This window comes from Alloalcanivorax balearicus MACL04 (assembly GCF_025532145.1).
In the GTDB taxonomy this organism is placed as follows: Bacteria; Pseudomonadota; Gammaproteobacteria; order Pseudomonadales; family Alcanivoracaceae; genus Alloalcanivorax; species Alloalcanivorax balearicus.
This window is the reverse complement of the sequence record NZ_ARXS01000010.1, coordinates 41543-54607: the sequence shown is the minus strand read 5'-3', so window position 1 is coordinate 54607 and position 13065 is coordinate 41543. Positions and strand designations below refer to the sequence as shown.

General features: G+C 62.8%; 11 protein-coding genes. 7 read left to right on the top strand and 4 right to left on the bottom strand.

The window, feature by feature from the left end:
- The first annotated feature begins 8 nt into the window (after window positions 1-8).
- The 3 genes from MA04_RS10290 (at window position 9) to MA04_RS10280 (ending at window position 4027) form a co-directional block, all read left to right on the top strand.
- Window positions 9-953, top strand: a complete 945-nt coding sequence (locus tag MA04_RS10290; RefSeq protein ID WP_262460354.1) for a DUF58 domain-containing protein — start codon at window positions 9-11, stop codon at window positions 951-953.
- On the top strand, window positions 953-2977 hold the full coding sequence (locus MA04_RS10285) for a transglutaminase family protein (RefSeq protein WP_262460353.1): 2025 nt from the start codon (window positions 953-955) through the stop codon (window positions 2975-2977). Before MA04_RS10290 ends, MA04_RS10285 begins: the two co-directional genes overlap by 1 nt.
- A 279-nt stretch (window positions 2978-3256) precedes the next feature.
- Complete coding sequence (locus MA04_RS10280; RefSeq protein ID WP_262460352.1) at window positions 3257-4027, top strand: TenA family transcriptional regulator; 771 nt, start codon at window positions 3257-3259, stop codon at window positions 4025-4027.
- A gap of 100 nt (window positions 4028-4127) precedes the next feature.
- On the opposite strand, the gene MA04_RS10275 is transcribed toward MA04_RS10280, so the two are convergent.
- Window positions 4128-4658 (bottom strand): YecA/YgfB family protein, encoded by a 531-nt coding sequence (locus tag MA04_RS10275; protein WP_163121704.1) that lies wholly within the window; start codon window positions 4656-4658, stop codon window positions 4128-4130.
- Between the two features lie 193 nt (window positions 4659-4851).
- On the opposite strand from MA04_RS10275, the gene MA04_RS10270 reads away from it, so the two are divergent.
- Together MA04_RS10270 and MA04_RS10265 are read left to right on the top strand one after the other, a co-directional pair.
- Window positions 4852-6267, top strand: coding sequence for a DUF1800 domain-containing protein (locus MA04_RS10270; protein WP_163121706.1), 1416 nt, complete (start codon window positions 4852-4854; stop codon window positions 6265-6267).
- A 1-nt stretch (window position 6268) separates the two neighbouring features.
- Entirely contained in the window at window positions 6269-7420 is a 1152-nt protein-coding gene (locus tag MA04_RS10265) for a DUF1501 domain-containing protein (RefSeq protein ID WP_262460351.1), read from the top strand.
- A 20-nt stretch (window positions 7421-7440) separates the two neighbouring features.
- On the opposite strand, the gene MA04_RS10260 is transcribed toward MA04_RS10265, so the two are convergent.
- Entirely contained in the window at window positions 7441-8562 is a 1122-nt protein-coding gene (locus MA04_RS10260) for a GGDEF domain-containing protein (RefSeq protein WP_262460350.1), read from the bottom strand.
- 220 nt (window positions 8563-8782) lie between these two features.
- Entirely contained in the window at window positions 8783-9679 is an 897-nt protein-coding gene (gene htpX / locus MA04_RS10255; protein ID WP_022995962.1) for a protease HtpX, read from the bottom strand.
- A 188-nt stretch (window positions 9680-9867) separates the two neighbouring features.
- On the opposite strand from htpX, the gene MA04_RS10250 reads away from it, so the two are divergent.
- Window positions 9868-10794 carry a class I SAM-dependent methyltransferase gene (locus MA04_RS10250; RefSeq protein ID WP_163121712.1) on the top strand — a complete coding sequence of 309 codons (927 nt, stop codon included), beginning with the start codon at window positions 9868-9870 and terminating at the stop codon, window positions 10792-10794.
- Between the two features lie 106 nt (window positions 10795-10900).
- On the opposite strand, the gene MA04_RS10245 is transcribed toward MA04_RS10250, so the two are convergent.
- A complete protein-coding gene (locus MA04_RS10245; protein WP_163121714.1) occupies window positions 10901-12130 on the bottom strand; it encodes a pyridoxal phosphate-dependent aminotransferase in 1230 nt (409 codons plus the stop codon).
- A gap of 197 nt (window positions 12131-12327) precedes the next feature.
- Here MA04_RS10245 and MA04_RS10240 point away from each other — a divergent pair, with 197 nt between their 5' ends.
- Complete coding sequence (locus MA04_RS10240) at window positions 12328-12996, top strand: DNA-3-methyladenine glycosylase I (RefSeq protein ID WP_014994954.1); 669 nt, start codon at window positions 12328-12330, stop codon at window positions 12994-12996.
- Window positions 12997-13065: the final 69 nt, after the last annotated feature.

Genomic DNA, 13065 nt, shown 5'->3' with positions numbered 1-13065 from the left:
GGGCGGCCATGGTAAAACGCGCCTGGCAAAACTGGTTGGCCCGACGTCTGCCGCGTGACCATCAGGTGCAACTGAACCAGCGCCGTATCTTCATACTGCCCAGCGGCTATGGTGTGCTGTATCTGGTGGTGGCGCTGCTGTTGTTTCTCGGTGGTGTCAATTACGAGAACAATCTGATTCTGGCACTGTGTTTCCTGATGGTGTCCTTGTTCGTGATGGGCATCCTGCATACTTTCCGCAATCTTTCCGGTCTGACCCTGCGCGCCGGCGCCGCCCGCAATGGCTTTGTCGGCGGGCATGGTGGTCTGGCAGTGGTGCTGGTGTCCCAGGGACAGCCGCACCGTAGTGTGTGGCTGAGCTGGCCGGGGCAGGATGCGCAGGAAGTCAGTCTGGAAACCGGAGAAGAAAAAGCCGTATGGCTGAATCTGGCGTTGCCGCGGCGCGGCCCGGTTCGGCCCCACCGGTTACGGGTGGAAAGCCGCTATCCGTTGGGCCTGTTGAGGGCCTGGTCACTGGTGGCGCTGGAGCACCATTGTCTGGCCTGGCCCAGGCCTCGGGAGGATGCTCCTTCGCCCTGGGATGGCAGCGGCGGTTCCGGTGGCACCGGCCGCCACGGCAGTGAAGCGTTCCAGGGGCTGCGCGCTTACGTGCTGGGGGATTCCCTTCGCCAGGTGGACTGGAAAGGTTATGCTCGCGGTCGCGGCATGAACACCAAACTGTTCGACGCCGAGGAGGGGGAACGGCTCTGGCTCGGCTACGACCGTCTGGAAGGCCTGCCCGAGGAGCAACGCCTGGCGTTGCTATGCCATTGGGTGTTGCTGCTGAGCGAGGCCGGGCAACCCTTTGGTTTGCGCTTGCCCGCCATGGAACTGGCGCCGGGCAGCGGCGATGAACATCGCCTGCGGGCTCTGGATCTGCTCGCGCTGCACGGCAACGAGGGAGGGCAGCGCTGATGGCCCGCCTTTATCAGGTACCCAGTCACGCCCGGCCCTGGCTGACCGCCGCCATTCTCGCCATTTCCCTGCCGCAGCTTCTGCGTGGACCGTTCTGGCAGGTGCTGTTGTTGCTGGCGATCCTGTTGTGGCGGGCACTGATGGATCGTCAGCGGGCGCCGCTGCCGGGCCGATGGATACGGGTGTTGCTGTTACTCGGCACCGTCGGCGGCATTTATCTGAGTTTCGGTCGCCTGATCGGGCCGGAAGCGGGCACCGCTCTGATCACCAGCCTGTTCGCCTTGAAGTATCTGGAGCTGGTGGGACGCCGCGACGCCTATGTGCTGATCATCATCGGTTATTTCGTCTGCGCCACCATCCTGCTGTTCCAGCAGGGGTTCTTCGTTTTTCTCTATGTCTGTCTGTGTCTGCTGCTGCTTACCGCCAGTCTGGTGGGGATTCACTACAACGATTCCCAGGCACGCTCGCGCCAGCATCTGGGCAAGGCGGCGGTGTTGTTACTGCAGGCGGTGCCGTTGGCGGTGGTGTTGTTCGTACTGGTGCCGCGGCTGCCACCATTGTGGAACGTGCATACCGATCAGAGCCAGGCGCGAACCGGTATGAGCGACACGATGGCGCCCGGGCAGGTCAGCAATCTGGCCGAGTCCAGCGCGATCGCCTTCCGCGTGCAGTTCGATGGCGAGGTGCCGCCTTACCGGCAACGCTATTGGCGTGGCCTGACCTACAGCTGGTTCGATGGCCGTACCTGGAGCCAGGCGCGGCCGGACGACTGGGGTGATGAACTGACCTTCTACAGCGGCCGGGGGACACCGCCGTTGTGGTACCGGGACCTGCTGGAGCGTGCCTCGGATCGCCCTTACTGGGGCTACCAGGTGATCATGGCGCCGAGCCAGCGGCGTTGGTTGTACGCCCTCAATACCCCGGTGCCGGAGTTCGATGGTCTGGTGCTGGCCCGTGACCGGCACCTGGTGGCCACCGAACCGGTCACCGGTAATTTCCGCTATCGGGTACGCAGTTACACCGGGGTGCCACTGACCGAACCGCTGGCGTCGGATCAGCGTGCGTTGATGCTGAGTTTGCCGGAACAGGGTTTCCCGCGTGCCCGCGAACTGGCCGGCCAATGGCGCCGGCAATATCAGGACGATAGCGCCCTGGTGAGCGCCGCCTTGGACTGGTTTGGCAACGAGCCGTTTCATTACACCCTCAGCCCGCCCGCCGTCGGCCCGGATGTGGTGGACGGCTTTCTGTTCAATACCCGCCGGGGGTTTTGTGAGCATTACGCCAGCAGTTTCGTGGTGCTGATGCGCGCCGCCGGTATTCCCGCCCGGGTGGTGGGGGGCTATCAGGGCGGTGAAGCCAACCCCATGGGCCGGCACCTGTTGATCCGTCAATACGATGCCCACGCCTGGGCCGAGGTGTGGCTGCCCGGGCGCGGCTGGGTGGAAGTGGACCCCACTGCCGCGGTGGCGCCGGAAAGGGTGGAGCTGGGCTTGCGTGGCTCCCTCAGCCAGGCCGGCGAGGCCCGGCTTCCCGGCGATGGGATCGGACGTTTGCCGGTGCTGTTTCAATTGCGGCAATGGGCGGACCTGCTCGAATTCCGCTGGCAGAGCTGGGTGCTGGGCTATGACCTGGAGCGCCAGAACCAATGGTTGTCCCGCTGGCTAGGCGCGGTGACGCCCTGGCGGCTCGCCATGCTGTTGCTGACCCTGGCGGCGCTGCTGGTGCTGGTCACGGCGCTAGTGATGTTCCGGGGGCGTGGCCCCCGCTCCGCCACGCCGCTGACCCGTGAATACCGGCGGTTGGCTCGGGGGCTGAGCAGACGGGGAGTGCGGGGGGCGGAGCGCCTGTCCGCCGCCCAATTGTGCGAGCGGATCGCGCGCCGCTGGCCGGCGGCTGAAACGCCGGCACGGACCTGGCGGGAGGCCTTCGAACGGCTGGCCTATCAACAGGACACGGCGCCTTCCATCGGCGCATTGCGAACTTTGCGCCGGCAACGACGGCGGTTGTTGAAGGCGTGTCGTTGACTCTTATCGGGCATCCAGGGGCATTCGCTTGCAGGCAAGCTCCCACAGCGGCTTCGTAGGGTAATCTGTGGGAGCCAGCCTGCTGGCGAATGCGGTCTCTGGTGTGAGGTATTCGCCTGCAGCGGCCCGCCGCCCGGACAAAGCTCCCACAGCGACCTTGTAGCAACCTTCTGAATTCATCTCTCCGGGATCCCGGCATCCACTGGCACAAGCAACAAGAGCGCAGTAGTCTTTATGCCTCGATGATCATAGGAACGGATCAGACAAAAAGGGGAAACCATGTCTGTCGCGCGTTATAAGGAAGCTCTGCAACTCACCGATCACGAACCCTGGGCACACCGCTTTTGGGAAGCGCTGGTGCCCTACAAGGACCGGGTGGTTGAGCATCCGTTGTTTGTGGAAATGGGTGAGGGGACACTGGCGCCGGAGCGGTTTCGTGACGCGCTGCTGCACTTCTACCCCTTGGTGGAAAATTTCCCCAAATACATGGGCCTGGCGTTGGCCAAAACCCGGCCGGGCATTTTTCCCGGCCACGAGGAAAGCAAGAACTGGCTGATCGGTAACATCAAGGTGGAGCAGCGGCACGCCTATTGGTATCAGGACTGGGCCGCCGGCTTCGGCATGGATCAATCCATCCTGGAGAACACCGTGCCGCCCGCCGCCATGGACGCGGTGAACCATTACCTCTGGTCCGTCGGCGAGCGCGGCACACTGGAAGAGAGCATCGCCGCCACCAACCTGGCCATCGAATGGGCCACCGGCGAATGGAGCCAGCGCGTGGTGAAAGGCATGACCCATTACGCGGAGCAGGGGGTGGCGGAGATCAACCGGCACACCATGGCGTGGCTACGCGCCCACGCCAGCTACGACGACGCCCACCCCCATGAAGCAATGGAATTGATCAAACGCGTGGCGATCGACCCGGAATCCCGCCGCCGCGCCTTCACCGCCGCCCGCCGCGGGCTGGAATACTACCTGCTGGCGCTGGACGATTGTTATCGGATGGGCGGGGAAAGAGCGGAAGAGCAGACACCGGAATTCAATGAATAGTTAAGAGTGAATAGTTAACAGCGAAAACCAAAAAGATGGCGCGGCCTCTTCACTCTCAGCACAAACTGTCCGTTCTCGCGCAGCTATTCACTATTAACTGTTAACTATTCGCTGTCTGAAAGTGCAGCACCAGTTCTTCCAGCAGGTCCGGCAGGCCGGTGGCCATTTGTCGGACCACGGCGGAGTTTTCCCACAGCTCGTCCAGGGATGGGTCCTCGTCCACGCCGGAGATCAACACCACCGGCAGCAGCCAGTTGGCCATGGTGTCTTCGTGATCCTGATACCAGTCTTCCTCGCGCAGGAACACGCCGGCGAGGAAGCCCGCGCACCAACTGGCCAGATCATTGCCGTCCTCTTCCCGGTACGGATCCAGCAGGCACGGCAGGGTGGTGCGTTCACCGTTGTACAGGCCGGTCAACAGACGGCCGCGCAGCGACACCAAGGCATCCAGCACCGGCTCCGGCAGCTCGCTCTCCAAGGCGGTGACGAAATCCTCCGGCCCCCCGTAGGGGCCCACCGCCAGGGCGCAGGTCAGGCCATGAATTTCCACCCAGGTAGGAGCGTCCTCGCCCTCACTGGCGAAATGCCCTTCGATGGTTTGCTTGAGACTCGGGTTGCTGACATCGCTCATAGATTCCTCCACATGCGGGCAAGGATACCGGTTTGCGCGGAGGAAGGCAGTATCCTCGTCATGGTGGTGGGACTGAGCCCTGGTTCTCGGTCAGTATGTGAGGCAGTGCGGCTTTCCCCAGTATCGAAAGGCGCGCGGGGAAACCGATGCCGGTGCGCGCACTCGAAGCGGATAAGAGGCCAGGGATTCGAATATGACGAGGAAGAGAGAGCAGGCGGTGATCGCCGTCAATCGATTCGGCCTGGGTGCGCGGCCCGGAGAGTTGGAGGAGGTCGCCAGGGATCCGCGCGAGTGGGTGTTGGCGCAATTGGAGAAACCGGCGTCCGCGGGTAAGGCGCTGGGCGGTTTACCGGACAGTAGGACCTACCAGAAACGGTTCATTGAGTGGCGCCAACGTTATGTTCAGGCGCGTAAGGCGGCGGAAAAGAACGATGGCAAAATCGACGAACCCGGCTTTGGCCAGACCTTTCGCCAGGAGCTGCTAGATGAAGTCAATCTGCGCGCGGCCTGGCAGTGCGAGACGCCGTCGCCGGTGATGGAACGGCTGGTGATGTTCTGGAGCAATCACTTCACGGTGTCGGCGGAAAAGCAGATGTTACGTTTGCTGGCCGGCTCAATGGAACGTGAAGTGATTCGTCCCGGAATGAGTGGCGATTTCGCCAGTATGCTGCTGGCGGTGGAGCAGCATCCGGCGATGCTGTTGTATCTTGACAACATACAGTCCATTGGTCCGGATTCGCCGGCGGGCCGCCGGCAAAATCAGATGGCGGAGAAAAAGGGCAAGCCAAAACGCGGGCTCAATGAAAACCTGGGACGCGAGATCCTTGAGTTGCATACCCTCGGCGTCGATGGCGGGTATCAACAGCAGGATGTGGAGGAACTGGCGCGCGGCATCACCGGCTGGCGGCCCTGGTTCGCATCACGCAAAGCGCCGAAGCTGGGTGAGCACGGCAGTGTTTTCGTGAACAGCCTGCATCAGCCGGGCGAACGGGTTTTGTTGGGGCGGAACTTCGAGCAAAAGGGCGCCGTCCAGGGGCGGTCCATGTTGCGACATCTGGCTTCCCGGCCGGAGACCGCCGGTTTCGTTGCCCACAAACTGGCGCGGCACTTTGTCGCCGATGAGCCTCCCAAAGCATTGGTGAAAAAGCTCGCGACCACTTACCAGAGCCATCAGGGCAAGTTGCTGCCGGTGTACCGGGCGCTGTTTACCTCGGAAGAAGCCTGGCAACCCGGCGCGCCCAAGTTTCGCCGCCCGGACGAATACCTGATCGCCGTGCATCGGGCTCTGAATCATCAGCCCGATGTGAAACGAGGACGTTGGCGCGCGGAGATGAAGTTGTTGGGACAACTGCCATTCCAGCCCGGTGCGCCCGCCGGCTGGGGCGACCGGGCCAGCGACTGGATCGGTGCCGACGGATTATGGAAACGGGTGTGGATGGCGCTGCGCTACGGGCGTTATCTGGACAAGGACATCGATCCCATGGAGCTGGCGCTGGCCAGCATCGGGCCCGCTCTCAGTGAGGAAACCTCACTGGCCATCAGCACCGCCGCCAATCATCGTCAGGGCGCGGCCCTGGTGCTGGCCAGTCCGGAATTTCAATGGAGATGACATGGCAGTAACCCGGCGACAACTTCTTGGTGCCGCGCTGGCCGGCTCCGCCAGTCTGATGGTGTGGCCTTCCCTGACTCTGGCGGCCTCACCGGCGCCGCCGCAACGTCTGGTGGTGGTGCTGTTGCGAGGCGCGGTGGATGGGTTATCCGCAGTGCCGGCTCCCGGCGAGAAACGTTTCGCGGAATTGCGTGGCAGCCTGGACCTGGGGGCGCCGGGCGGCAAGGACGCACCTTTGCCAATGAGTGAAGGCTTTGCCTTGCATCCCAGCCTTGGTTTTGCTCACGGCCTGTTCAAGCAGCGCCAGTTCGCGGTGGTTCACGCCTGCGCTTTGCCCTATCGGGGGCGCTCCCATTTCGACGCTCAGGATTGTCTGGAAAACGGCAGTGACAAACCCCATGGCAGCCGCTCGGGTTGGCTCAATCGGGTAGTGGAGCAATGGCATCAAGGCCAGGGCCTGGCGATAGCCTCCGCGCAACCCCTGCTGGTGCGTGGCCCGGCGCCGTTCATGACCTGGTCGCCGACGCCGGGAAAACTGTCGCCCGCCAATCTGGCGCAGCGGCTGGCGCACAGCTATGGCCGGGACAAGCGGCTCAGCGGCGCCTTCGAGCAGGCCCTGGAAGCACAAAACGTGGCGCCGGAGAAGCAGGGTGGCGCCGGTAATCTGCTCGCCATGATGAAGGCGGCCGGCAACTTTCTGGTGGAGCCGGACGGCCCCCGGGTGGCCATGGTGCAAGACACCGGTTGGGACACGCACGCCAATCAGAACGCCGTGCTGGCGCGCAAACTGCGGCTGCTGGACAACGGCCTGAAAGTGCTAAGGGAAAGTCTCGGCAAGCAGTGGAATCATACCGTGGTGCTGGTGGCCACGGAGTTTGGCCGTACCGTGGCGGTGAATGGCACAAGGGGCACCGACCACGGTACCGGTAGCACGGTAATGTTGGCCGGCGGCGGCCTTAAAAGCGCCGGCGTGGTGGGTGACTGGCCGGGACTGAACAAGCTGCGTGACGACCGTGACCTGATGCCCGCCAATGACACCCGGGCGGTGTTCAAGGGTGTACTGCGTGATCACCTTGGATTGGACAAGAAGGCGCTGGATAACGATATCTTTCCGGGCAGTGCCCGGGTGGCGGCTTTGTCCGGGCTGGTTTGACCCGGCCAATATTCGCGAGTTCACTCGCGAATGGGATCCATGCTGACCCTGTTGCGGCCTTCGGATTTCGCCCGGTACAGGGCCTGGTCGGCCCGTTCCAGCAAGATGCGGGCGGTGTCGCCGGGCTGGTAGGCGGCGAGGCCGCAGGAGAGGGTCACCCGTAGATCCGGGGCGAAGGCGTAGCGCGCCTCGGCGAACCGTTCGCGCAGTCGGGTGATGGCCGCCAGGCAGGCCTCATGGTGGCTGCGTGGAAACAGAATGGCGAATTCCTCGCCGCCATAACGGGCCAGCACATCGGTGCGTCGCAGACAGTGGCTGGCGACGTTGGCGAAGCGCTGCAGCACCGCGTCGCCGGCCTGATGCCCGTAGGTATCGTTGACCGGCTTGAAATGGTCCAGATCCACCAGTGCCAGATACAGCGGTGCCGGCTCCCGGCTGACCCGGCTCAGCTCTTCATCAAACCGTTCGAGAAAATGGCGGCGGTTATAAAGACCGGTGAGTTCGTCGCGCACGGCGATGCGCGCGAGCCGGTCATGGGCTTGCAGCAGCGACTCGCGCTGGGCCCGGAAACGCTGTTGCAGGCTTTGAATGTGGCCGCCCATGGAAACGAACCAGGTCAGGGTAAGCGCCAGAATACCCCAGTGACTGAACATCAGAGTGAACTGCCGTTGAGCCGGCTGGTGCAGCCATTCGTAGATCAGCAGCAAGGTGAAGGCGCTTTGCGCCACCAGCGCCATGGCGATCTGCCGGCGCCGGTGAATCGAGAACACACCGAAGGTCATCAGCATCAGATACAGGCACAGCAGGGCGCCGCGCAGTTCCCGTGCGTAGTGCAGAATCAGCGTGATCATGGCGATACCCACCAGCATTTGCGCCACGGTCAGACTGGGGTCCTTGAAACGCTCGCTGTAACCGCTGCGGATGATCACGAAAAACACCGCGTTGACCGCCAGCAGGACCAATAATAAAGGCAGATGAGGCAGATCCGACGCCACCGCGCCCAGTCTGGTGCCGATCGCCAGCCCGCCCCACATCAGCAAATAGGAATACACCGCCATCAGCAGGCGGCGCAGGCGCAGGGCCCGATCCGGGTGATCCCGGGGTAGCAAACGAAAACCGGGTTCCAATGAATGTCGACTCAAAGACAGCGGCCAGCGGTCACCCAGGGCGAAAAGGCCGGGATGCCGAGGCATGTTAGTAGTTATATAAGCGCCACCCTACACGGAGCGGGGCAGGCGGGGAAGCGGAAAAGGAGGGGGGAGGTATGTGCTATTCGCCGGCAAGCCGGCTTCCCACAGCGGCTTTGTTGCCCTTCTGTGGGAAGCTGGCTTGCCAGCGAATGATGTGTCGGTAAAGACTGCTTTAACCGTAGCGCTTGTCGCTCAGCGCCTGGATCCGATCATCCAGCGGCGGGTGTGAGCGGAACAGGGCGGAGAGTCCCCGGCGCACGCCGCTGTTGATACCGAACGCCACCAGGCTGTCGGGCATCTGGTTCGGCACTTCGGATTCCGCTTTCAGCCGTTGCAGCGCGGCGATCATGTCGCGGCGGTCCGCCAACTGGGCACCGGAGGCATCGGCGCGGTACTCACGGAAGCGGGAGAACCACATGACGATGACGCTGGCGGCGATACCGAAGATGATTTCCGCCACGAACACCACGATGTAGTAGCCGAAGCCCAGGCCGCCCTGGCCGTCGCGGCGCAGGAAGCTGTCGATCACGTAGCCCACCACCCGGGCGGCGAAGATGACGAAGGTGTTGACCACGCCCTGGATCAGGCTGAGGGTGATCATGTCGCCATTGGCCACGTGGCCGATTTCATGGGCCAGCACCGCGCGGGCTTCCTCGGGACGGAAGCGCTGCAGCAGCCCCTGAGACACCGCCACCAGAGCGGCGTTCTTGTTCCAGCCAGTGGCGAAGGCGTTGGATTGCTGGGCGGGAAAGATACCCACTTCCGGCATCTTGATGCCCGCTTTCCGGGACAGCTCATCGACGGTGGCCAGCAGCCAGCGCTCGGCTTCGTTGCTGGGCTGCTCAATCACTTGCACCTTGGCGGACCATTTCGCCATTGGCTTGGAAATGAGCAGGGAAATGAGTGAGCCGGCGAAGCCAAAGACAGCACTGAAAATCAGCAAATTGGTCAGATCCAACCCGGTGCCACTTTGTGCCAGGTAGGAATTCACCCCCAACAGGCTCAAAGTAATGCTGGCGACCACGATAACCGCCAGGTTAGTGAGCAGGAAAAGCGCAATGCGCATCATCGGTATGTTTCTCCACTGACTGATGTTGTTGGCCCTGATGGGTCCGATGTCCGGACACCAGCGTACCCGACGTGGAGGGCCCCCACATCGAGCAAACTTCAATGGAAAATGGGGGCAGGGCGGTTGCCTTCAAGGTCCGGCAGCGGAATACTCCCGCTTTTCCCGGCGTGACTGCGAATGCCCAGGCTATGACCCACTCCTTTTCCATTGACCAGCTCGATCCCTATTTGGTTCCCCCGAAGGACCACCGGCACCGCCTCTTTCATGGGCGGGGCAAAACCCTGCCTGGCTGGGAGGGACTGACTCTCGACCGCTTCCCGCCGGTGTTGATGGCGACCCTGTTCGACGATTACGACGCCGCCACTCTGGAGGCGCTGGAACAGCGGCTGCGGGCGGCCCTGCCGGAACTGGATTGTGACACCCTGGTGTTTCAGCATCGTCATCGCCGGCCGGCCCTGACCCGGGTGATCACCGGCGCTGTGCCGGAACCGCACTGGGCCCATGAAGCGGGCCTGCGCTACCGGCTGGATTTCGAACGGGGCCAGAATCTGGGGTTCTTCGCCGATATGGCGCCCGGGCGGAGTTGGCTGCGGGAACGGGCGGCGGACAAGAAAGTGCTGAATCTGTTCAGTTTCACCTGCGCCTTCTCACTGGCGGCGCTGGCCGGGGGCGCCGAATCGGTGGTGAACATTGATCTGTCCGCCCCGGCGCTGGCCCTGGGGCGCGAGAACCAGGTCGCCAACGGCTTCGCCGACGCCCGGGTGCACTATTTGCCGCACAATATCTTCCGTAGCTGGAAAAAGCTGCATAGCCTGGGCCGCTATGACCTGATCGTGGTGGACCCGCCCAGCGCCCAGCGCGGCAGTTTCATGGTGGAGAAGGACTACCCCAAGGTATTGGAACGGCTATCCAAGCTGCTGGCGCCGGAGGCGGAATTGCTGGTGTGCCTGAACGCGCCCTGGCTGGGACGGGACTGGATCGAGGCGCAGGTGGAGGAACGATTGCCGGGCGCCGTTCTGGAGGCGGTACTGCCGGGAGCGCCGGGCTTCGATGAGGCCGCGGAGCCGGCATTGAAGGCGCTGCATTATCGTTATCGGCGGCCGGCGGTGGAGTGAGCGGCTGGCGGGGCCGAATTCGCTGGCGAGCCAGCTTCCCACAGCGGGGGGCCACGAAGCCGCTGTGGGAAGCTGCCTTGGCAGCGAATGCGTTGTAAGAAAGAACCTACTTTTTGCGAATGCGATCCAGGTAGCGGGCGATGCGGCCGATGGAGTCTTCGAGGTCGTCCACTCGGGGCAGGAACACCACCCGGAAGTGGTCCGGGTCCGGCCAGTTGAAGGCCGTGCCCTGAACGATCAGCACGTGCTCTTCGCGCAGCAGATCCAGGGCAAAAGCCTCGTCGTCCTGGAACGGGAACACCTTCGGGTCCAGCCGTGGGAACAGGTAAAGGGCGGACTTGGGCTTGACGCAACTGACTCCGGGAATGGCACTGAGCATTTCCCAGGCAATGTCCCGCTGCCGGCACAGCCGCCCGCCCGGTGCCACCAGATCATCAATGCTCTGGTAGCCACCCAGCGCCGCCTGGATCGCGTTCTGGCTGGGCACATTGGCGCACAGGCGCATGCTGGCCAGCATCTCCAGACCCTCGATGTAGCTGTCCGCCAGATGCTTGGCGCCGGAGATGATCATCCAGCCGGAGCGGAAGCCGGCGGCGCGGTAGTTCTTGGACAGGCCGTTGAAGGTAATGAACAGCAGGTCGTCCGCCAGAGAGGCAATGGAGGTGTGTTTCTCTTCGTCGTAGAGAATCTTGTCGTAGATCTCGTCGGCGAACACGATCAGGTTGTGTTCGCGGGCGATCTGCAGCATGTCTTCCAGCAGCGCGCGATCATAGTTGGCGCCGGTGGGGTTGTTCGGATTGATGATCACCAGGGCACGGGTGCGGTCGGTGATTTTCGAGCGCAGATCGTCCAGGGCCGGGTGCCAGTCCTGCTTTTCGTCGCACAGGTAATGCACCGGGTTGCCGCCGGAGAGCCGCACCGCGGCGGTCCACAGCGGATAGTCCGGCGCCGGCAGCAGCACCTCGTCGCCGTTATTGAGCAGGGCCTGCATGGCCATCACGATCAGCTCGGAGACACCGTTGCCGATAATGATGTCGTCCACCGAGACATCCTGAATGCCCTTGGTCTGGCTGTACTGCATCACCGCCTTGCGGGCCGGGAACAGGCCTTTGGAGTGGCAATAGCCGGTGGCGTCGGGCAGATTATGGATCACATCCTGGAGCAGTTCTTCCGGTGCCTCGAAACTGAACGGCGCGGGGTTGCCGATGTTCAGTTTGATCACCCGGTGGCCTTCATCCTCGAGCCGATGCGCTTCACGCAGCACCGGACCGCGAATGTCATAGCAAACACCTTTGAGTTTGTCCGACTTACCGATCCTGAAAGGATAACCGCTCATGGAGATCTCTCGCCCTGATCCGCGAAACAGAAGAATGGGAACCGATTCTACATGGGCGTGGAAATGCTGTATATGAAGGGGCGGCCCGCTCACGGGCCGTATTCGCTGCCAAGGCCACTTCCCACAAGGGGGCACGGAGCCGCTGTGGGAAGCAGCCTTGGCAGCGAATACGGCCCCAATAGAGGAGAAGCAATACCATGATCAAGTTCGAGGAACTGATGGCCCTGGCGGTCAACCGCAAGGGCGGCCTCAAAGCGGTGGAGGCGGCGCTGCCGGAAGTGAAAACGCCGGCGCAATTGCGTAAACCGGACGATGCCTTTTACTTCTCCGCCATGACCCGCCGTGTGTTCCGGGCCGGTCTTACTCACCGTCTGGTGGACGCCAAATGGCCGGCGTTCGAGCAGGCCTTCTTCGGCTTCGATCCGGAGAAACTGGTGCTGATGCCCGACACCATGCTGGAAGAGCGCATGCAGGACACCCGTCTGATCCGGCACTGGGGCAAAATGAAAGCGATTCGCCATAACGCGCAACTGGTGCTGGACCTGCGCAAGGAATACGGCGGAGTAGGGCGCTGGCTGGCCGGCTGGCCCGAGGAGGACACCGTCGGCATGTGGCAGTTGCTGAAGAAGCGCGGCAAACAGCTTGGCGGCAATTCCGGTGCCGCCTTTCTGCGCATGGTCGGCCGCGATACCTGGTATCCCACCAACGATGTCATCGCCGTGCTCAAGTCCCACCGCATCATCGACAAGCCGCCGGTCAGTCAGCGCGATCAGGCCGCCGCCCAGGCCGCGTTCAATCAGTGGCAAAAGGAATCCGGCCGCCCCCAGGCGCACATCAGCAAGATTCTGGCCTTCACCGTGGGATAAGCCAAAGTAAAGATCGCAAACCAGAGAAGAACACTTTGACTTTTGCGCATCGGAGCGCGACCATAAATG

Bases quoted from the DNA above. Each gene is read 5' to 3' on its own strand.
- MA04_RS10290 (WP_262460354.1), top strand. From the start codon at position 9: ATGGTAAAACGCGCCTGGCAAAACTGGTTGGCCCGACGTCTGCCGCGT.
- MA04_RS10285 (WP_262460353.1), top strand. From the start codon at position 953: ATGGCCCGCCTTTATCAGGTACCCAGTCACGCCCGGCCCTGGCTGACC.
- MA04_RS10280 (WP_262460352.1), top strand. From the start codon at position 3,257: ATGTCTGTCGCGCGTTATAAGGAAGCTCTGCAACTCACCGATCACGAA.
- MA04_RS10275 (WP_163121704.1), bottom strand. From the start codon at position 4,658: ATGAGCGATGTCAGCAACCCGAGTCTCAAGCAAACCATCGAAGGGCAT.
- MA04_RS10270 (WP_163121706.1), top strand. From the start codon at position 4,852: ATGACGAGGAAGAGAGAGCAGGCGGTGATCGCCGTCAATCGATTCGGC.
- MA04_RS10265 (WP_262460351.1), top strand. From the start codon at position 6,269: ATGGCAGTAACCCGGCGACAACTTCTTGGTGCCGCGCTGGCCGGCTCC.
- htpX (WP_022995962.1), bottom strand. From the start codon at position 9,679: ATGATGCGCATTGCGCTTTTCCTGCTCACTAACCTGGCGGTTATCGTG.
- MA04_RS10250 (WP_163121712.1), top strand. From the start codon at position 9,868: ATGACCCACTCCTTTTCCATTGACCAGCTCGATCCCTATTTGGTTCCC.
- MA04_RS10245 (WP_163121714.1), bottom strand. From the start codon at position 12,130: ATGAGCGGTTATCCTTTCAGGATCGGTAAGTCGGACAAACTCAAAGGT.
- MA04_RS10240 (WP_014994954.1), top strand. From the start codon at position 12,328: ATGATCAAGTTCGAGGAACTGATGGCCCTGGCGGTCAACCGCAAGGGC.